This window comes from Pantoea sp. K16 (genome assembly GCF_048452805.1).
In the GTDB taxonomy this organism is placed as follows: Bacteria; Pseudomonadota; Gammaproteobacteria; order Enterobacterales; family Enterobacteriaceae; genus Pantoea; species Pantoea agglomerans.
Genome location: NZ_JBLWNV010000003.1, coordinates 264,481 through 284,467 on the forward strand (window position 1 = coordinate 264,481; position 19,987 = coordinate 284,467).

17 protein-coding genes are annotated in these 19,987 nt (G+C 54.9%); 6 read left to right on the forward strand and 11 right to left on the reverse strand.

What is annotated here, in order from left to right:
- Nucleotides 1-18 precede the first annotated feature (18 nt).
- The 4 genes from ACK13D_RS05695 to pdeR all read left to right on the forward strand — a co-directional run bounded on the left by ACK13D_RS05695 (nt 19) and on the right by pdeR (nt 6,652).
- Nucleotides 19-1,953, forward strand: coding sequence for an exoribonuclease II (locus ACK13D_RS05695; RefSeq protein WP_010244527.1), 1,935 nt, complete (start codon nt 19-21; stop codon nt 1,951-1,953).
- Nucleotides 1,954-2,154: 201 nt separating this feature from the next.
- Entirely contained in the window at nt 2,155-4,224 is a 2,070-nt protein-coding gene (locus ACK13D_RS05700; protein WP_010244523.1) for a carbon starvation CstA family protein, read from the forward strand.
- Nucleotides 4,217-4,507, forward strand: coding sequence for a YbdD/YjiX family protein (locus tag ACK13D_RS05705; protein WP_010244521.1), 291 nt, complete (start codon nt 4,217-4,219; stop codon nt 4,505-4,507). The genes ACK13D_RS05700 and ACK13D_RS05705 overlap by 8 nt, the downstream gene beginning before the upstream one ends.
- A 159-nt stretch (nt 4,508-4,666) precedes the next feature.
- On the forward strand, nt 4,667-6,652 hold the full coding sequence (gene pdeR / locus ACK13D_RS05710; RefSeq protein WP_010244518.1) for a cyclic di-GMP phosphodiesterase: 1,986 nt from the start codon (nt 4,667-4,669) through the stop codon (nt 6,650-6,652).
- 12 nt (nt 6,653-6,664) lie between these two features.
- Here the strand turns inward: pdeR and ACK13D_RS05715 are convergent, their stop codons facing one another.
- From ACK13D_RS05715 to araD, 3 genes are all read right to left on the reverse strand, one after another.
- Complete coding sequence (locus ACK13D_RS05715) at nt 6,665-7,531, reverse strand: crotonase/enoyl-CoA hydratase family protein (RefSeq protein WP_003853843.1); 867 nt, start codon at nt 7,529-7,531, stop codon at nt 6,665-6,667.
- A gap of 144 nt (nt 7,532-7,675) precedes the next feature.
- Nucleotides 7,676-8,659, reverse strand: coding sequence for a 2-keto-3-deoxygluconate transporter (gene kdgT, locus ACK13D_RS05720; RefSeq protein ID WP_010244511.1), 984 nt, complete (start codon nt 8,657-8,659; stop codon nt 7,676-7,678).
- A 218-nt stretch (nt 8,660-8,877) separates the two neighbouring features.
- Entirely contained in the window at nt 8,878-9,576 is a 699-nt protein-coding gene (gene araD, locus ACK13D_RS05725; RefSeq protein WP_010244508.1) for an L-ribulose-5-phosphate 4-epimerase, read from the reverse strand.
- Nucleotides 9,577-9,923: 347 nt separating this feature from the next.
- Here araD and osmB point away from each other — a divergent pair, with 347 nt between their 5' ends.
- On the forward strand, nt 9,924-10,139 hold the full coding sequence (gene osmB, locus ACK13D_RS05730) for an osmotically-inducible lipoprotein OsmB (RefSeq protein ID WP_003853848.1): 216 nt from the start codon (nt 9,924-9,926) through the stop codon (nt 10,137-10,139).
- Nucleotides 10,140-10,216: 77 nt separating this feature from the next.
- On the opposite strand, the gene yciH is transcribed toward osmB, so the two are convergent.
- The 5 genes from yciH to pgpB all read right to left on the reverse strand — a co-directional run bounded on the left by yciH (nt 10,217) and on the right by pgpB (nt 13,835).
- Nucleotides 10,217-10,540: a stress response translation initiation inhibitor YciH gene (gene yciH / locus ACK13D_RS05735; protein ID WP_010244495.1), complete on the reverse strand. Its 324-nt coding sequence runs from the start codon at nt 10,538-10,540 to the stop codon at nt 10,217-10,219.
- Complete coding sequence (pyrF, locus tag ACK13D_RS05740; RefSeq protein WP_022625580.1) at nt 10,540-11,259, reverse strand: orotidine-5'-phosphate decarboxylase; 720 nt, start codon at nt 11,257-11,259, stop codon at nt 10,540-10,542. Before pyrF ends, yciH begins: the two co-directional genes overlap by 1 nt.
- Before the next feature lie 198 nt (nt 11,260-11,457).
- The gene (gene lapB, locus ACK13D_RS05745; RefSeq protein ID WP_010244490.1) at nt 11,458-12,627 is read right to left on the reverse strand and encodes a lipopolysaccharide assembly protein LapB; all 1,170 of its coding nucleotides are present in this window, start codon (nt 12,625-12,627) and stop codon (nt 11,458-11,460) included.
- A gap of 6 nt (nt 12,628-12,633) precedes the next feature.
- The gene (locus tag ACK13D_RS05750) at nt 12,634-12,942 is read right to left on the reverse strand and encodes a LapA family protein (protein WP_010670247.1); all 309 of its coding nucleotides are present in this window, start codon (nt 12,940-12,942) and stop codon (nt 12,634-12,636) included.
- Nucleotides 12,943-13,076: 134 nt separating this feature from the next.
- A complete protein-coding gene (pgpB, locus tag ACK13D_RS05755; protein ID WP_010244484.1) occupies nt 13,077-13,835 on the reverse strand; it encodes a phosphatidylglycerophosphatase B in 759 nt (252 codons plus the stop codon).
- A gap of 227 nt (nt 13,836-14,062) precedes the next feature.
- Here pgpB and ribA point away from each other — a divergent pair, with 227 nt between their 5' ends.
- Nucleotides 14,063-14,656 (forward strand): GTP cyclohydrolase II, encoded by a 594-nt coding sequence (ribA, locus tag ACK13D_RS05760; RefSeq protein ID WP_010244482.1) that lies wholly within the window; start codon nt 14,063-14,065, stop codon nt 14,654-14,656.
- Between the two features lie 342 nt (nt 14,657-14,998).
- Here the strand turns inward: ribA and acnA are convergent, their stop codons facing one another.
- From acnA to cysB, 3 genes are all read right to left on the reverse strand, one after another.
- The gene (gene acnA, locus ACK13D_RS05765) at nt 14,999-17,680 is read right to left on the reverse strand and encodes an aconitate hydratase AcnA (RefSeq protein WP_033769164.1); all 2,682 of its coding nucleotides are present in this window, start codon (nt 17,678-17,680) and stop codon (nt 14,999-15,001) included.
- A gap of 601 nt (nt 17,681-18,281) precedes the next feature.
- On the reverse strand, nt 18,282-18,440 hold the full coding sequence (locus tag ACK13D_RS05770) for a YmiA family putative membrane protein (RefSeq protein ID WP_071778593.1): 159 nt from the start codon (nt 18,438-18,440) through the stop codon (nt 18,282-18,284).
- A 496-nt stretch (nt 18,441-18,936) separates the two neighbouring features.
- Nucleotides 18,937-19,911 (reverse strand): HTH-type transcriptional regulator CysB, encoded by a 975-nt coding sequence (gene cysB / locus ACK13D_RS05775; RefSeq protein ID WP_003853865.1) that lies wholly within the window; start codon nt 19,909-19,911, stop codon nt 18,937-18,939.
- Nucleotides 19,912-19,987: the final 76 nt, after the last annotated feature.

Genomic DNA, 19,987 nt, shown 5'->3' on the forward strand with positions numbered 1-19,987 from the left:
CAACGAAACGTAAAAATTATGTTCCAGGATAACCCGCTGCTCGCGCAGCTGAAAGAGAAGCTCCATTCGCAAACGCCTCGTGCTGAAGGCGTCGTAAAAGGCACTGAAAAAGGCTTCGGCTTTCTGGAAGTCGATGCGCAAAAAAGCTACTTCATTCCGCCACCGCAGATGAAGAAAGTGATGCACGGCGATCGCATCACCGCCGTGATCCACAGCGATAAAGATCGCGAAAGCGCTGAGCCGGAAACCCTGGTTGAGCCGTTCCTGAGCCGCTTTGTTGGCCGGGTTCAGAAGAAAGACGATCGCCTGTCGATTGTGCCGGATCATCCCCTGCTGAAGGATGCGATCCAGTGTCGCCCTGCGCGCGATGTCAGCCATGAGTTTGAAAATGGTGACTGGGCCGTGGCGGAGATGCGTCGCCATCCGCTGAAAGGCGATCGCGGCTTTTATGCCGAACTCACCGATTTTATTGTCAAAGCTGATGACCATCTGGCGCCGTGGTGGGTGACGCTGTCGCGTCATAACCTTGAGCGTGAAGCGCCCGATGTCAGTTTTGGCGAGATGCTGGATGAAAATCTGACGCGTGAAGATCTGACCGCGCTGGATTTCGTTACCATCGACAGCGCCAGCACCCAGGATATGGATGATGCGCTCTTTGTGGAAGCCCTGGACGATGGCGCCCTGCGTCTGACCATCGCTATCGCCGACCCTACCGCCTATGTGCCGGAAGGCAGTCAGCTCGATAAGCTGGCGGCGCAGCGTGCGTTTACCAACTACCTGCCGGGCTTTAACATCCCGATGCTGCCTCGCGAACTCTCTGATGATGTCTGCTCGCTGCGTCCGAATGTGCGCCGTCCGGCCCTGGCCTGCCGCGTAACCGTGGCAGCCGATGGCAGTTTAGGTGATGACGTTGAGTTCTTTGCCGCCTGGATCGAATCCAAAGCCAAGCTGGCGTATGACGACGTCTCTGACTGGCTGGAAAACAGCGGCGCATGGCAGCCGGAAAGTGAGGCGATTGCTGAACAGATTCGCCTGCTGCATCGCCTCTGCCTGGCGCGCAGCGAGTGGCGTCAGACTCACGCGCTGGTGTTTAAAGATCGCCCGGATTACCGCTTCCTGCTGGGTGAAAAAGGTGAAGTGCTGGAGATTGTGGCTGAACCGCGCCGCATCGCTAACCGCATTGTCGAAGAGTCTATGATTCTGGCCAACGTCTGCGCGGCGAAAGTGCTGCGTGACCGTCTCGGTTTTGGTATCTACAACGTCCATGCCGGTTTCGATGCCACCAATGCTGAACAGGCCGCGGCCGTGCTGGCCAACCATGGTATTACCGTGGATGCGCAGGCGATCACTACGCTGGAAGGCTTCCGCGTGCTGCGTCGTGAGCTTGATGCCCAGCCGACCCAGTTCCTCGACAGCCGGATCCGTCGCTTCCAGACCTTCGCTGAGATCAGCACCGAGCCTGGCCCGCACTTTGGCCTGGGACTTGAGGCTTACGCCACATGGACCTCACCGATTCGTAAGTTCGGCGACATGGTCAACCATCGTCTGCTGAAAGCGATTATTCGCGGTGAGCAGATCGCTCGTCCGGATGATGCGCTGACGGTGACGATGAGTGAGCGCCGCCGCCTGAACCGCATGGCGGAACGTGATGTTGGCGACTGGCTCTACGCCCGTTATCTGGCGCCGTTTGCAGCAACCGACCGTCGCTTCAGCGCCGAGATTATCGATGTGTCACGTGGTGGCATGCGTGTTCGCCTGCTGGAGTTTGGCGCGGTCGCCTTTATCCCGGCGCCGTTCATTCACGCGGTGCGTGATGAGCTGGTCTGCAGCCAGGAAAATGGCAGCGTTCAGATCAAAGGCGAAGTGGTTTACCGTGTGACCGATGTGATTGATGTCACCATCGCCGAAGTCCGCATGGAAACCCGCAGCGTCGTGGCGCGTCCCGCCGTCTGAGTAGTGACGTACTGAGCAGTCAATCGGGCGGGATAACTCCGGTTATCCCGTCTGTTTCCACCCCGCCCGCATTGCAAAAAAGTTAAATTTGTACCCCGCTTCACACTTCTCCACTGATTAACTTTCACTTACATTCCATTACATTAAGTTTGACTCGTTGTTTTCGATCGCTTTCCTCTCGGTCCTCACAAGGAGTTAGTCATGAAAAACGTCAAAACCAGTGCGATCTGGTTAGTGGTGGCGTTAATCGGCGCGGGCGCTTTCGCCATGCTGGCCCTCAGCCGCGGCGAACACGTCAACGCAGTCTGGCTGGTGATAGCCGCTGTCGCCTGTTACAGCATCGCTTATCGCTTCTACAGCCTGTTTATCGCCCGCAATATTTTCGAACTGGACGACCGCCGGATGACGCCTGCCGAGCGGCTGAGCGACGGGCTCGATTATGTCCCGACCAATAAATGGGTGCTGTTTGGTCACCACTTTGCGGCTATTGCCGGTGCCGGCCCGCTGGTGGGTCCGATTCTGGCGGCGCAGATGGGCTTTCTGCCTGGCACCATCTGGATCCTGGTCGGGGTGATGCTGGCGGGTGCGGTACAGGATTTCCTGATCCTGTTTATCTCAACCCGTCGTGATGGCCGTTCACTGGGCGAGATGGCGCGGCAGGAGCTGGGTGCGTTTGCCGGTGTGGTGACCATGCTCGGCGCGCTGGGCGTCATGATCATTATCCTGTCGGCGCTGGCGCTGGTGGTGGTCAAGGCGCTGGCGAACAGTCCGTGGGGACTGTTTACCATCGCGGCCACCATTCCGATTGCGCTGTTTATGGGCGTCTACATGCGCTTTATCCGGCCCGGTAAAATCGCCGAAGTTTCACTGATTGGCTTTGTGCTGATGATGGCGGCGATTATCTATGGTGGTGACGTAGCCCAGCATCCTTACTGGGGGCCCTTCTTTACCCTGAAAGGCACCTCACTGACCTGGGTGCTGGTGATCTACGGCTTTATTGCCTCCGTGCTGCCGGTCTGGCTGCTGCTGGCTCCGCGTGACTACCTTTCGACCTTTCTTAAAATCGGCGTGATTGTCGGGCTGGCGGTGGGGATTGTTTTTGCAATGCCAGAGATGAAAATGCCGGCGGTCACCAAATTTATCGACGGCACCGGCCCGGTCTTCTCCGGCGCGATGTTCCCGTTCCTGTTTATTACTATTGCCTGCGGCGCCATCTCCGGCTTCCATGCGCTGGTCTCCAGCGGCACCACGCCAAAACTGGTGGAGCGGGAAAGTCATATCCGCTTTATTGGCTATGGCGCGATGCTGATGGAATCCTTTGTTGCGATCATGGCGCTGATTTGTGCCTCGGTGCTCGATCCGGGCGTCTACTTTGCCATGAACTCCCCGGCTGCGCTGATTGGTACCACCGTTGAAAGCGCCTCTCAGGTGATCAACGGCTGGGGCTTTGTCGTCACGCCGGAAATGCTGAGCGGCATCGCCCGTGACGTGGGTGAAGGCTCGATCCTGTCCCGCGCAGGCGGCGCGCCAACCTTCGCGGTGGGAATGGCCCACATCATTACCGAGATCTTTAACAGCCGGGCGATGATGGCGTTCTGGTATCACTTCGCCATTCTGTTTGAAGCGCTGTTCATTCTGACGGCGGTCGATGCCGGTACCCGCGCCTGCCGCTTTATGGTGCAGGATCTGGCAGGCACCGTGGTGCCTTCTATGGCGAATAACCGCTCCTGGCTGGGCAATATGGCCGGCACGACCGTGGCGGTCGCGGGCTGGGGCTTCTTTGTCTATCAGGGCGTGGTCGATCCGCTCGGCGGCATTAACACTCTGTGGCCGCTGTTTGGTATCGGCAATCAGATGCTGGCGTCCATGGCGCTGATCCTCGGCACCGTGGTGCTGTTCAAAATGAAAAAGCAGCGTTACGCCTGGGTGACTATCCTGCCAACCGTCTGGCTGTTTATCACCTCGATGACTGCCGGCTGGCAGAAAATCTTCCATGAAAAACCGTCGATTGGCTTCCTGGCGCAGGCGAATAAGTTCCGCAAAGGGCTGGATGAAGGCGTGATCATCGCCCCGGCAAAAAGCGTGGCGGATATGCAGACCATCGTCTTCAGCAATCAGATTAACGCGGCCCTGTGTGCCTTCTTTATGCTGGTGGCGGTCACGATGCTCATCTCTGCGTTCTTTGTCATTCGCCGGGCGCTGCGCAGCGATCTTCCTACTACGCATGAGTCCGTTGTGACGCTGCGCAACAAGGAGGTGCGTCATGTCTGATGCTATTCATCAGTCCCAGCGTCCGCAGGGAGAGTGGCAGATTATCCGCTGCCAGCCTGCCGCCGCCCCACAGCCACAGACATTCAGCTGGCGGGGATTCTGGCGCGGCCTGCAACAGTGTTTTCGCTTAATGGTCGGGGTGCAGGATTATCAAAAATATCTGCAGCATATGCGACTCCATCATCCCGATCAGCCGCCGATGAATGAGCGCGATTTCCACCGTTACTGTCTGGATGCCCGCTTCCCCAGCCAGGCGGGTAAACTGGGCAAATGCCCCTGCTGACCGGACTAAACAGCCCCGCACCGTCGGGGCTTTTTTGTGCCATTCTTATCTGGATGGGAAAATATATTCGGTTTGCATCTTGTGCTGGCGTCAGATGATGAATACTGTTGCTAAAATAATGAGATAACGCCTGCAGAGCACTTCCCGGAGGAAGTTTCCATGACCGATGAACAAGGGCAAACGTTGTTGTACACCCTTTTCGGTACAACCAGCCCTCATTGGCGTCTGACCGCGGACAGCGATGCGTTGCATTTTGCCGAAGATGAGTCGTCACAAACTAATATCGCCCTGCCGTTGACCCCCGGCCAGGCAGCCATGATACGCGCGATGCCGGTCATCACCTCAAGCATCAATCTGACCATGACGCTGCAGGGCATTGATGTTCCGATGCATTTTGTCGGACGCAAAGTGAACCAGGCGACCTGGGCAGGAACCGCTTCTGCCTGGGGCGATACCTCAGCGGTCGCCCGCGACTTAACCCTGGGTCTTTCATTCGCCGAACAGGTGGTTTCTGAAGCCAACTCGGTGATTGTGATCCTCGATCAGCGCGGCAATATTCAGCGTTTTAACCGTCTTAGTGAAGAATACACCGGTCTGAATGAGCATGAGGTTATCGGCCGTAACGTCTTTCAGCTCTTTATGACCAAACAGGAGGCCTCTCAGTCACGACGTAACATCGCGGGCTTCTTCCGTGACGGTAACTCCTATGAGGTGGAGCGCTGGGTTAAAACCAAAAAAGGTCAGCGACTGTTTCTGTTTCGTAATAAGTTTGTTCACAGCGGCAGTGGCAAAAATGAAATTTTCCTCATCTGTTCTGGCACCGACATAACCGAGGAGCGACGCGCCCAGGAACGCCTCCGGGTGCTGGCAAACACCGATACGGTGACCGGTTTGCCTAATCGCAACGCAATTCATCAACAGATTAGCCTGGCGCTGGAGCGATCTGAGCGCGATGAGACCGGCGTGGTCTATCTCGATCTCGATAATTTCAAAAAAGTGAACGACGCATACGGTCATATGTTCGGCGATCAGTTACTGCAGGCGGTCTCACTGGCGATTCTTAGCTGTCTGGGTAAAGACCAGACTCTGGGCCGGCTGGGTGGCGATGAGTTTGTGGTGCTGGCTGAGCACACCAGCCAGGCTGCGCTGGAGGCGATGTCCTCCCGCATTCTTGAGCGCCTGCGTCAGCCTTTCCGTATCGGACTGATCGAAGTGTACAGCGGCTGCTCTATCGGGATCGCTTTCGCGCCGCTGCACGGTGAAGATCGCGAGAGCCTTATTCGCAATGCTGACACCGCGATGTATCACGCCAAAGAGAACGGTCGTGGCAAGTTCTGTGTCTTCGCGGCAGAGATGAACCAGCGGGTCTTTGAGTACCTGTGGCTGGACACCAATCTGCGTAAAGCGCTGGAGCTGGATCACCTGCTGGTGCATTACCAGCCGAAAATCGACAGTGATGGTGAAGTCCGCAGTGCCGAAGCGCTGGTACGCTGGAACTCACCCGAGCGCGGCCTGGTCTCCCCTGCTGATTTCATTCCCTATGCCGAAGAGTCGGGACTGATTGTGCCGCTGGGACGCTGGGTCATGCTCAATGTGCTGAAACAGATTATCGTCTGGCGCCAGCAGGGCATTTTTCTGCGCGTCGCCGTCAACGTGTCGGCACGTCAGCTGATTGATCAAAGCATCTATACTGACCTGAAACAGGCGCTGCATGAGGCGAATATTACCGACTGTCCTATCGATATTGAGCTCACAGAAAGCTGCCTGATAGAGAATGAAGCTGAAGCCCTGCGGCTGATGAAGCAGTTTCAGGAGCTGGGCGCACAGGTTCATCTGGATGACTTCGGCACCGGTTATTCGTCGCTTTCTCAGCTCGCACGAGTGCCGATCAATGCCATCAAGCTCGACCAAAGCTTTATCCGCGATATTAATAAACAGCCCGTCTCACAATCGCTGGTACGAGCTATCGTCGCCGTCGCCAAGGCGCTCGATTTGCAGGTGATTGCAGAGGGTATTGAGACCCCGGATGAAGAGAAGTTTGTCCTTAACAGTGGTGTCGATGGGCGTCAGGGCTACTACTACGCAAAACCAATGCCCGCGGAACAGTTTGGGCATTGGCTGGCTAAGCATCCTGCCCGCGTTTAACGCTAATTCAGATTAACCCGCTTTACGCAGTGATGCGCTGTGGCGGTTTTGTAACTGAACCAGGCGTTCCATGTAAGCAATGTCTTTAGGTTCGATGGTAAAGGCGTAATCGACCCAATCTTCGGTAATATCCATCAGCTCAGCGCGTGACAATTGCAGCACGCGCTGACGCGCTTTCAGCATAGCCCGCACGCCATTGAGTTTAGGACGTAACGTATCGATAAAGGTGCGGGTGGCGCGGTAACTGTCGCCAGGCTGGAAGACTTTATCCACCAGTCCGCGCGTTTCATACCACTCTGCGCTGTGGGACTCCCCTTCACAAATCAACTCCTCTGCCAGTTTCATGCCGGAACGACGCGCGACCAGTGAGTAGCCGCCCATGCCGGGAAAGAGGTTAAAAGCAATTTCCGGAAAGCCCATCCGCGCGTTGTTCTGCGCCAGAATGAAGTGATGTGCCAGCGCCGCTTCGAATCCGCCGCCTAACGCACTGCCCTCAATCATCGCCAGCGTCACCGCGCCGGTATCAAACCCCCGTGCTGCCGAATGGATGCAGTCAACGCAGGCACGGGCATAGGCCCGCAGCGCCTCACGGCGGTTATTGCGAATGCACTCGACAAAGAAGCGCAGATCGCCACCGGCGTTGAACATCTGTGGCACCAGAGAGCCGGTAACCCAGAAGTCGATCGGCAGACCGGAACGCTGAGCGGCGTAGCTCAGATTCATGATCTCCTCAATCAGTTCATGGTTGAAGCTCGGACGGGGCTGTGCACGCAACATCATCCACATAGTACGACGCCCTTCTTCGTAATAGGCGACTAACTGCGTGGTGTTGCCGACTTCGGTAAATAATCTGCACGTTGCTTGGTTAATAACTGTCATTGTCTCATCCTCTGTTTATATTTGATGCGTTAAATACGCCACATCAGCGTAATGCAGAGTGAGGCCAGACCAAATGAGAGATTGATTTACAACACAAAATCCAGAGAGATCCCCGACTCGCGCGTCGGGGATTGATTAGGCGGGTTACTTAATAGCGGCACGCTGCTCCACGGCAACATGAAGACGCTTAACACGTTTTGAATAGATGGCCGTGATGATCGGCACCAGCACGGAGGTCACAATCACGGACGTTGCCACCAGCGCCGTGGCAGCAGGGGCAATCGGTTTAAACTGCGGCAGCATCTCGGCAATCAGCACCGGTGTCGCCACCGCTGCGCCTGCCGTACTGGATGCAGCTATGCCAGCCGTGCCATCCCCGCCCCCAATCAGCCGATCAGTCAGAATGAGTGGGATACCGGTAATGATGATCACCGACACGCCCAGCATGATGCCCAGCAGTCCGGTTTCCGCAATGACACCCAGGTTAATGGTGTTACCCAGAGCAAAGGCGAAGAAAGGAATCAGCGTATGGACCGCTTTTCCGAAGAAGTCGCGCAGCTCCGGATCAAGATTCCCTAATGCAAACCCCACAATAAACGGCAGGACCGCCCCCACAAACACGTGCGGCTCGAATGAGGCGATGCCGGCGGTGCCCAGGATAACCATGGTCATTAATGGCCCGGACTCCAGAGACATCAGCACAAACGCACCCGCCTCCTCTTTGGAACCATATTGCTGCATGATCGAGGCATAAAGGCCGCCATTGGTCATATCCATGGCAGCCACCAGCGCCAGCGTCGATAACCCGGCAAACATCCCTACTTCTACGCCATTCTCCGGCATCACCCGTGAGGCGATGGCAGCCACAACCCAGGCGACGGCAATCTTGGTAAGCACCAGCGTGCCCGATTTACGCAGTACCGTCCCGGTGGCGCTGAGTTTAATCGACGCGCCCATACAGAAAAACCAGACGGCCAGAATGGGTACCGTGCCGGTCATCAGGCCGTTGGTGAAAGAACCGAAATATTTCCCGGCGCCTGGAGAAAACGTATGACAGAGTGCGCCGATAAAGAGCGGAATGAGCATCATACCGCCCGGAATTTTGTCTATAGCACGTTTGATATGCATATGGATGTCACCTTTGCTATGCCAGAGGGTGGAGCAGGAAGTGCCCGAAGGCGATGCAAGCAAAGTAGTGACTTGGGGTAATCAAAACAGTGATCGATTCGATAAAATGAAACGCTGTTTTATTTTTAATGACCTGTTGTTTTGATAACTATGATGGAGATCGCCATACCAGTCTCAGATGAGACTAAAAAAAACGGGACGCCGTGGCGTCCCGCTCGCTATTTTTGCCCGTACCAGGCGTTCTCGCCATGCTTTCGCAGGTAGTGCAGGTCAAGCAGCGTCTGGTTAATCGGCGGCAGATTAGCGGTCAGCTGCTGGCTGAACAGGCCCATATACGCCACCTCCTCCAGCACAACCGCGCTGTGCACCGCAGCGTGGGCGTCTTTACCCCAGGCAAACGGGCCATGAGAGTTGACCAGTACCGCCGGGATCGCCGAAGGAGACAACCCGCGTTGCGCAAAAGTTTCGATAATTACCTCACCGGTGTTCCACTCGTAGTCGTGCTGAATCTCTTCATTGCGCATCGAGCGGGTACAGGGGATCTCACCATAGAAGTCATCGGCGTGGGTGGTTCCCCAGGCTGGAATCGGTCGTCCTGCCTGGGCCCAGATGGTCGCATGCCGCGAATGGGTATGGACAATGCCACCCACCTCCGGCCAGGCGAGGTAAAGCGCGCGGTGCGTCGCCGTGTCCGATGAGGGGCGTTTATCCCCTTCCACCACGTCGCCACTCGCCAGATCGACCACGACCATGTCGTCGCGCTTCATCACTTCATAGCGCACGCCGGAAGGTTTAATCACCAGCAAACCCTGTTCGCGATCAACAGCGCTGACATTGCCCCAGGTGAAGGTCACCAGGTTGTATTTGGGTAGATCCAGATTCGCTTCCAGAACCTGTTGTTTCAGGTGTTCCAGCATCTATTTTCTCCTGCTGACAATCGTCCCTGAATTTTGCGGAGTCGGACGCGAAAGGGTTATGGAGCAAATGGCTATAAACGCAGAAGGAATGGCTGTGAATGCAAAAATGTGTCGTGATTTCAGAATTTTCTATCTTCGGAATTTAACCAGAACGCTTAGAATTCTCTCAGGCAATGCGTGGCCCTGTCGGGTTTGCATTGCGACTCTCCCGCTACAAACGGTTTGTCCATGGTGATCACATTTCCATGCCGACACGGATGCGGCAATGATGCGACACAAGCGGGCTGAGGAAATATCGGAGCTATACTAAGAGTGTTGCCTCTGTGAGCACATCAAAGGAGAAGTGTATGACAACAACAATGAAACGAATCACTGCCGTTGTACTGGCAACCACGTTAGCTGTTGCACTGAGCGGCTGTTCTAACTGGTCTAAACGTGACCGCAACACCGCTATTGGCGCGGGCGCGGGTGCGATTGGGGGTTCAGTATTGACCAATGGTAGCGCACTCGGCACAGTCGGTGGCGCCGCTGTCGGTGGTATTATCGGTCATCAGGTCCACTAAAGACCTTATTAAAAGAATAATCGGCTACGCTAAGCATCTACACAACAATCGGGCTACTTCGGTAGCCCGATTTTTTTTCAGCCGCCCGCCAGTTTGACCTTCATGCCTTTGGCTTCCAGCAGGCTTTTCAGTAAATCGCGCTTATCCCCCTGAATCTCGATAACGCCCTCTTTCACCGAACCCCCGCAGCCGCACTTCTTTTTGAGTTCGGCCGCCAGCAGCGTCAATGCCGCGTCGTCCAGGTCGATACCGGTAATCAGGCAGACGCCTTTTCCCTTGCGACCACTGGTCTGGCGCTGGATGCGCACAATGCCATCCCCTTTTGGCCGCTCCTTCGCCGGCTCCGGCTGGGTAATGCGCCCGCTGTCGGTTGAGTAAACCAGTGGATTATCCTTCGCCATTATTGTGTCTCCAGACTGTGCAGGATCGCCTGCAGAGTGGCGGCAGGATCAGCGGATTGGGTGATCGGACGCCCGATAACCATATAGTCCACACCCGCCTGCTTCGCCTGCTCAGGTGTCATGATGCGACGCTGATCGCCAGCATCACTGCCTGCCGGGCGAATCCCCGGCGTGACCAGCGCAAACTCCTGACCTAAAACCTGTTTGAAGCGGACAGCCTCATGGGCGGAACAGACCACACCATCCAGCCCGCACGACAGTGTCAGCTTCGCCAGTCGCTCTGCCTGTTCGGCAGGAGAAAGCGTAATGCCCAGCCCTTTGAGATCCTCTGCATCCATACTGGTCAGTACAGTCACCGCAATAAGCAGGGGCGCCTCTTTACCAAAGGGAAGCAGCGCTTCACGCGCCGCGTTCATCATCCGAGCCCCGCCACTGGCATGGACGTTGACCATCCAGACCCCGAGATCGGCAGCGGCCGCCACGGCATGAGCGGTGGTGTTGGGAATATCGTGGAATTTAAGATCGAGGAAGATTTCAAAGCCGCGCTGCTGCAGAGTGTTAACCAGCGAGGGGCCAAATAGCGTAAACATCTCTTTGCCTACTTTAAGGCGGCAACTGCGGGGATCGATCTGGTCGACGAAACGCAGTGCGCTGTCGAGGTCATGATAATCCAGCGCTACCAGAATCGGCGAAGCGGTCACGTTGTGGGGTGAAGGCATGGCATTTCCTCTGCAACAGGCGCCCGCAGGCGCAATAGACAAACGGCAAGCATTCTACCTGCGGTGTCTGACCATCACAATCGCCATTGCCCTTCTGCCTGGCAAATTATGCACTGTCGCTGAGGTCTGTAAGCTAACTCAACCTATAGTATGTTGTAACTATAATGAGCTATTAACAGTGCAGCTGTAACGGCCGGTTTACTGGCCGTCGAGGCCACGGATGGGCTTAACTGAAGACCAGGTGCGGCAGGATGGGCAGTGCCAGTAGAGTGCGTGGGCGGTAAAGCCACACTTCTGGCAGCGATAGCGCGGCTTGGTGCGGATCTGTTCGCCAACCATGTCGCGCAACACCATCAGGCTCTCTTTCGCGCGGCCATCTTCCGCCTCATGCAGGTTTAAATCCATCAGGCGGTGGAACACCCGCATGGTAGGATGACGCTGCAGCTGACGGCTGATGTAATTCTGGGCCGCTTCGGGCCCCTGCTGCTGCTCAAGGATGTCAGACAGATAGAGCTCCGCCGCTGCGCCGGTGTTCTCTTCAACACAGCGATGAAGAAACTCTGACCAGGCGTCGGGCTGATTGAGCTGCTGGAAACAGGTTTCCAGCATCCCCAGCGTTTCACTCACCAGCTCTTTATCCTGGTCCAGCACCCGCTGCAGATGGCCCACCGCTTTAGCGTAATCGCCTTTTTCCATCAGGATACGGCCCATCATGATCGAGATACGTGCGCTGTTGCGATCGGCCGACTCCCCTTTCTTAAGCAGGCTCATGGCACGATCGAGATCGTCGCTGCTCATCGCCTGCAGAGCCAGCTCGCAGTAGAAGTGGGCTATTTCGCCTTTCTGCTTCTCTTTGCCAAGCTTAACCAGCCGCTCTGCGACTTCAATCGCCTGCTGCCAGTCGCTGGTTGCCTGGTGGATCAGCAGCAGCTGCTGCAGCGCACCCACCCGAAAGTCAGTTTCATCGGTGAGCTGCTTAAACATGTCTTCCGCGCGGTCATATAAGCCCGCCGCCATATAGTCGCGGCCCAGTTGCTGTACGGCGAGCAGTCGCTGCTCATAGCTCAGGGAGGCGCTTTCCATTAAAGCCTGATGGATGCGGATGGCGCGGTCGACTTCCCCGCGCGAACGGAACAGATTGCCCAGCGTCAGGTGTGCTTCAACCGTGCCGCTGTCCTCTTTCAGCATCTCAAGGAAGAGGTCGACCGCTTTGTCCTGCTGATTGGAGAGCAGGAAGTTTACGCCAGCGACATATTCACGTGACAGTCGGTTGGCTTCCTGTTGCTTATCCTGATGCGCGCTGCGACGGCCCATATACCAGCCATACGCTGCCGCCACCGGCAGTAACAGAAACAGCAATTCATGCATCAGGGATTATTCCCGGCCAGCCGGAGAAGATGGCGTGGTCGCCAGGGTAGTACTCTGCTCGATTTGGGTCTGCATACGCTTAATTTTCCGGTTGGCATTCGCCAGGGAGACGCGGGTCCGTAACCAGAACAGACCGCAGATGATCCAGCCAAGCACGAAACCTGCGCCAAACAGGGATGCCAGTAAGGTCGAGATGCTGAACTCACCCTGCGCCAGCAGATAGTTAAATGTAATGACCTGATCGTTATGCGCACCCAGGGTGACGGAAATAATGAAAATGACCAGTACCACTAAAAAAATCAGCAAATATTTCACAGTGCATCCTGTTGTGAGGTTGTCGGGTAGAATTATGCCAAAACTCCAGCAAAAATGCTGCTCCCAGCAGCATCGGGCGGGCCGCTTTTACGCAGGCCCGTCTAATAATATGGGGTCTTACGGGTGAATTACAATCAGGGCTCCCGCTGCGCCACCTCTTTTTGCTCTTCCGGCGGCAGCGTCAGCGGGCCACAGAATCGCTGCGCCAGCCAGGTGGCAATGGTGACCAGTAGCCAGGAGAGTATGGTTGCCATCGCCAGATCCCGTGGCCAGTGCATGCCCAGCAGCAGACGACTCGCCATTACGCCGGTGGCCCACAGAAAGATCACCACCACAGTTTTATAGTGCCGACGCGGCCAGAGCAGACCCAATGCCAGCAGCGCCCAGCTGGCGGCAAACATAGTATGTCCCGACGGGAAAGCGAAACCGGTTTCAAACGCCCAGTGCCGTTTCAGCCAGCCTGGGATCTGCGTCTCATCGGCAATCAGTGAGGTTACCATCTCGCCACGCTGTTTGCGCTTCATCTCGTAGAAGGTCTTTTCATCCAGCCCGTGATGCTGTTCCAGCCAGATCACATAGGGACGCGGCTCCTGAATCTGCTCTTTGATATAGGATTTGGTGTATTGCCCGGCCAGAATGGTGGCGTTCATGATCAGCAACAGCAGGATGGCTGGCTTCAGCCGAAAGCGCAGGCACCAGAGCATCCAGGCACTCAGCACGACGCTGGTAACAATGCCCCAGGGGTTGGTGACGGTCTCGGTCATCCAGAAGAGACCTTTCAGCAGCGCATTGCTTTCGCCTGGTTGCCAGCGCCAGCCGCTCAGCCAGACCGCAACCGGCATGATCAGCAGCAGCAGCATTCCAAAGGTGGTACGACGCGAAATCTTAAACATCCTCTTCCCTTATCCCGGCGTCAAAAGAGAGCAATTGCATAACTTTAGCTTAAAAAAGAATAACATAACCGTTGCCGATTGGATAATTGTGCTTTATCACTGCAATTGGTGTCAGAGATTACCAGCCCGCTTGCGGGTTGTGGCACAATATTGCACGTTTGTCGGGCCACACTGGCCTGTGCACTATCATGATGATAGTGCATCCTCTGAAGGTTCTGGAGAGTCACATGCAGCTTAAACGGGTGGCAGAAGCCAAACTGCCCACGCCATGGGGAGATTTCCTGATGGTTGGTTTTGAAGAACTGGCAACCGGACATGACCACGTTGCACTGGTTTTTGGCGATATTAATGATAACGAGCCGGTACTGGCGCGCGTTCACTCTGAATGCCTGACCGGCGATGCACTCTTCAGCCTGCGTTGCGACTGTGGTTTTCAGCTGGAAGCCGCCCTCAATGCCATCGCAGAAGAAGGTCGCGGCGCACTGCTCTATCACCGTCAGGAAGGCCGTAACATCGGTCTGCTGAATAAGATCCGCGCCTATGCGTTGCAGGACAAAGGGTATGACACGGTAGAAGCGAATCATCAGCTGGGCTTTGCCGCCGATGAGCGCGACTTCACGCTGTGCGCCGATATGTTCAAACTGCTGGGCGTCAATGAAGTGCGTCTGCTGACCAATAACCCGCGTAAAGTGGAGATCCTCAGCGAAGCCGGGATCAACATTGTTGAACGCGTGCCGCTGGTCGTGGGACGTAATCCTAAGAATGCGCACTATCTGGATACGAAAGCGGAAAAGATGGGGCATCTGCTGCCGAAGTCATAAATAAGCTGGGATTCACTGGCATCTGACCATTTAAGAAGCCCAATCTGAGAGAATCCTCAAGCAACGGATTAGCTCAACGCGCAGGGGGCACGGTCAGAAGAAGAAAGCGTCCCGCCGCCCGGATAAAAACGCCGGGAGCGTTTTTGAACAACGCAAAGCGTTGGCCCGGTACGGGCGCACCTCAGGGATGAGGTGCGTAATTGCGCGGGCCGGGCATGTCATGGATCACGGCTTTTGCGTCTTTCCGATCTGACCGTGCTCCCTGTGCAGCCACGGTCTCACAGCTTCTTATTACAGACGTTGTAAGCTACATAAAAAAAGCCGGGTTTCCCCGGCTTTTTTTCAGTCCAGCATATTGCGGATAACGTAGTGCAGGATGCCGTCATTGCGGTAATAGGTAAGCTCATTACCGGTATCAATGCGACAGCGAGTGTCCAGCTCTTCCTTACTGCCGTCGGCACGGGTCAGCGTCACTTTAACGCTGCAGCCAGGCGTCAGTGCCTGAAGATTTTCCACGTCAATGCGCTCCTCACCGGTCAGCCCCAGGCTTTTGCGGGTCACGCCCTGCGGAAACTCCAGTGGCAGAATGCCCATCCCAATCAGGTTTGAGCGGTGAATACGCTCAAAAGATTCCGCAATTACTACCCTGACCCCCTGCAGACGTGGTCCTTTCGCCGCCCAGTCGCGACTTGAACCAGAGCCATACTCAAGACCCGCGATGACCGCCAGCGGCACGCCTTCCGCCTGATATTTCATTGCCGCATCATAGATGGCCAGCTGTTCGCCACTTGGGTAGTGTCGGGTATAACCGCCCTCCACGCCGGGCACCATTTCATTGCGGATACGGATGTTGGCGAACGTGCCACGCATCATCACTTCATGGTTACCGCGACGCGAACCATAGGAGTTAAAGTCTGTACGCTCCACGCCGTGTGACAGCAGATACCGTCCGGCCGGACTTTCCGCTTTAATGCTGCCCGCCGGTGAGATATGGTCAGTGGTGACCGAGTCGCCCAGCATGGCCAGCACCCGCGCACCGCGAATATCCTGCACCGGCTTAGGCTCTTTCTCCATATCGTCAAAGAAAGGCGACAGACGAATATAAGTCGATCCCTCATCCCAGTCGTAAGTCGCGGCTTCACTCACCTTAATCTCCTGCCACTCTGGCGTACCGTCGAAGACTTCAGCGTACTCTTTATGGAACATGTCGCTGGTGACCTGCTGCACGGCCGTAGCGATCTCTTCCGGCGAAGGCCAGATATCTTTCAGGTAGACCGGCTGGCCCTGACGATCGTGGCCCAGCGGCTCGGTCTGCAGGTTGATCTTCATGTTACCCGCCAGCGCATAGGCCACCACCAGCGGCGGCGACGCCAGCCAGTTGGTTTTAATCAGCGGATGAATACGGCCTTCAAAGTTGCGGTTGCCGGACAGCACAGCACCCACCGTAAGGTCGCCTGCTTTGATCGCAGACTCGATTTCATCTTTCAGCGGGCCGGAGTTACCGATACAGGTGGTGCAGCCATAACCAACCAGATTAAAGCCCAGCTCGTCGAGATAAGAGGTCAGTTGCGCGACGGCCAGGTAGTCTGAAACCACTTTAGAACCGGGTGCCAGCGAGGCTTTGACCCACGGCTGACGTTTCAGACCCCGCTCGACCGCTTTCTTCGCCAGTAAACCGGCCGCCATTAAGACGCTGGGGTTGGAAGTGTTAGTACAGGAGGTAATCGCACTGATCACCACCGCCCCATCGGTCAGCTTATGCGTCAGCCCGGTATCACTGTCGGTATACTCAACGTTTTTATGGGGTTTCTGCGCCTGATTCACTTCCAGCTCATTGCTGGCATCAAACGCGGCGGGCACATCGCCCAGCGACACCCGATCCTGCGGACGTTTTGGTCCTGCGAGACTCGATTCCACCTCGTTCATATCCAGCGCCAGTGTGCTGGTAAAACGCGGCTCATCGCCAGGATTGCGCCACAGCCCCTGCGCTTTGGCATAGGCTTCCACTAACGCTACCTGCTCAGCATCGCGTCCGGTCAGGGTCATGTAGCTCAGCGTGACGTCATCAACCGGGAAGAATCCGCAGGTCGCGCCATATTCCGGTGCCATATTGGCGATGGTTGCGCGGTCTGCCAGCGGCAAATCGGCCAGGCCATCACCATAAAACTCAACGAATTTACCGACGACGCCATGCTTACGCAGCATCTGGGTGACGGTCAACACAAGGTCGGTTGCCGTAATACCCGCCCGCAGTTTGCCGGTAAGTTTGAAACCCACCACATCCGGGATAAGCATTGAGACAGGCTGACCGAGCATGGCGGCTTCGGCTTCGATTCCCCCTACTCCCCACCCCAGCACGCCAAGCGCGTTGATCATGGTGGTGTGAGAGTCCGTACCGACCAGGGTATCGGGCCAGGCGTACTCTTCACCATTCACGGTTTCATGCCAGATCGCCTTGCCGAGATATTCCAGGTTCACCTGATGGCAAATACCGGTGCCCGGCGGCACCACGCGGAATTTATCAAACGCCTTCTGGCCCCAGCGGAGAAAGACGTAGCGCTCATGGTTTCGCTCCATCTCCAGCCGGACGTTCTCTTCAAAGGCGTCATCATTGCCAAAATGGTCGACAGTCACCGAGTGGTCGATAACCAGATCAACCGGTGACAGCGGATTGACTTTCGCCACATCGCCGCCTAGCCGATTCACTGCTTCTCGCATCGCAGCAAGGTCGACTACCGCAGGCACGCCAGTAAAGTCCTGCATTAATACACGGGCTGGCCGGTAGGCAATTTCACGATCGGCGTGGGCATCTTTTTGCCAGTCAACCAGCGCCTGGATGTCCTCCGTCGTAACAGAGTCACCATCCTGATAGCGCAGTAAATTTTCCAGCAGGACCTTGAGGGATTTTGGCAGGCGATCGATATTGCCGAGGTGTTGAGCAGCATGGGGAAGACTGAAGATGTGATATTTTTTGGTGTCGACCTGCAGTACTTCCTGACTCTGCTCGCGTAGGGTAGACGACATAGCTCCTCCTTTCATTCATGGTCTTTAAACCTCAGAGAGACAAAGGTTTATGTTAAAGATAGACCACAATTTCGTTAACGTTTTGATTACAACACAAATTGCTACAATCGATCGCAAACGAAAATGCCCCGTGAAGTCACGAGGCATCATGAAAAGGTGATTTTAATTCAAATTACAGGGTTATCCACACCGCCGCAGACCAGAACGCAAAGGAGAATGCATACGCGCTGAGCCAGGACATTTTAATAATATTCATTTGGTTCACTCCTTCGCCGGAATCGGGCGTAAAAGTTTTTGCGGTCACCTTATAGAAAGAGGCGACACCCTTTGGTCGAACAGGATGTGGTAAGGGCATTTATAGGCCCACCGGAAATTCCGGTTTTAAAAGAACAGTGACGAAGAAATGGTCTGACAACGTTATTTGTTTTTAGGGTCCAGAAACGACTCAATAAAAAGTCTCTGGTTATCACTCAAATCCCATGAATCGGGGATAGACACTTTTTCGTCCTTTGCAAGGGGTTCTTTTCCTTTACAGGAGACCGTCTTGTGCTGACCCGAGGTCAGGGAACGTTTATGGCTGAGTGTATTTGCCCACATGGCTTTAGCCCCAGATACGCCAAATCATTAACGCGACAACTACCCAAAACAGCGCAGAGGCAGCGAATACGGTTAACCAGGCTTTGCGACGAGTGTTGCCGGTACGCTCAACCTTGGTGCTTTTTGCCGGGAAACCCGGTTGTACAGTCAGTCGTGTATTCATAGTTTTTGATAATCACTCTCAACAAAATGATTGATAACATCGATTAAGATTTAGGAGGAATCCTAAACGCGTTAAGGCCAAAAATCCAGTTATTTTTATTGAGTACAACGATTAACGGTATTAATCAATGAGCTCAGGTAACGTAAGAAATCATTAATACCGGAACTAATATTTAATTAAAAAACCCGCTAAAAAATTTGAGTTAATTTAAAAACAGATCCACTCAAAACTATAGATAACACTTAAGAACCTTATGTTTACTGGCTTCCCACGTTAGCTCTTAACTGGAGTATGGGAATATTCCTGGCAAGCCGCAAAGTGACATAGTTAAAAATGTGTTGTAATTCGCATTTAAGAAAGCCCGATGAGGAAACATGTGATCAATGTTTCATTTACAAAAAAATCATAAAAACTTTTGAGTCTCATTTGGCGCTAAAGCCTGGAGACAAAAAAGGCTGCACCAGGCAGCCTTATGTTTACGCGGGGAGGTTAAATTCTATTTAAACGGCAGTTTGATATCTTTAAACATCGCTTCAATGTCTTCATTGGAGCGCAACGCAACCGCAGTATCTACCACATCGCGCGTCAGGTGCGGTGCAAAACGTTGGATAAAATCATACATATAGCTGCGCAGGAAGGTGCTGCGGCGGAATCCAATCTTAGTGGTGCTGTTGGTAAAGATATCGGCGGCTTCAATGCGAATCAGGTCAGGATCGGCCACCGGATCTACTGCCATGCTGGCGATAACACCAACCCCCAGACCTAAGCGGACATAAGTTTTGATTACGTCGGCGTCGGTCGCGGTAAAGACGATGCGTGGCGTTAAACCTGCACGATTGAAAGCCGTATCCAGTTCTGAGCGCCCGGTAAAGCCAAAGGTGTAGGTCACCAGCGGATATTCGGCCAGCTCCTCAATGGTGACCTGCCCTTTTCCGGCCAGCGGATGATCGGCAGTCACCACAATCGCCCGATTCCAGTGGTAGCACGGCAGCATGATTAAATCGTCATAGAGATGCAGGGCTTCGGTGGCGATGGCAAAATCCGCATTACCTTTGGAGACGGCTTCGGCGATCTGGGTTGGAGAACCCTGATGCATATGCAAAGAGACGCGAGGATAGCGCTCAATAAATCCTTTGATCACACCAGGCAGCGCGTAGCGAGCTTGGGTGTGCGTGGTTGCGACATAGAGCGAGCCTTTATCAGGCCAGGTGTGTTCACCGGCTACCGATTTAATCGCATCCACTTTGGAGAGTACTTCACGCGCTATACGGATGATCTCTTCCCCTGCAGGCGTGACCTGGGTGAGATGTTTACCGCTGCGGGCAAAGATTTGCACGCCCAGTTCATCTTCCAGCATACGCACCTGTTTACTGATGCCGGGTTGAGAGGTGTAGAGACCTTCCGCCGTCGAAGAGACGTTGAGATTGTGATTGACCACTTCAACGATATAGCGCAACTGCTGTAATTTCATATCTATTCCATCCCGGTAAGTTACAGAGTCGCATCCCCGGTTGACGTATAGTCGCGAGGGTAAAGAGATGCTATGC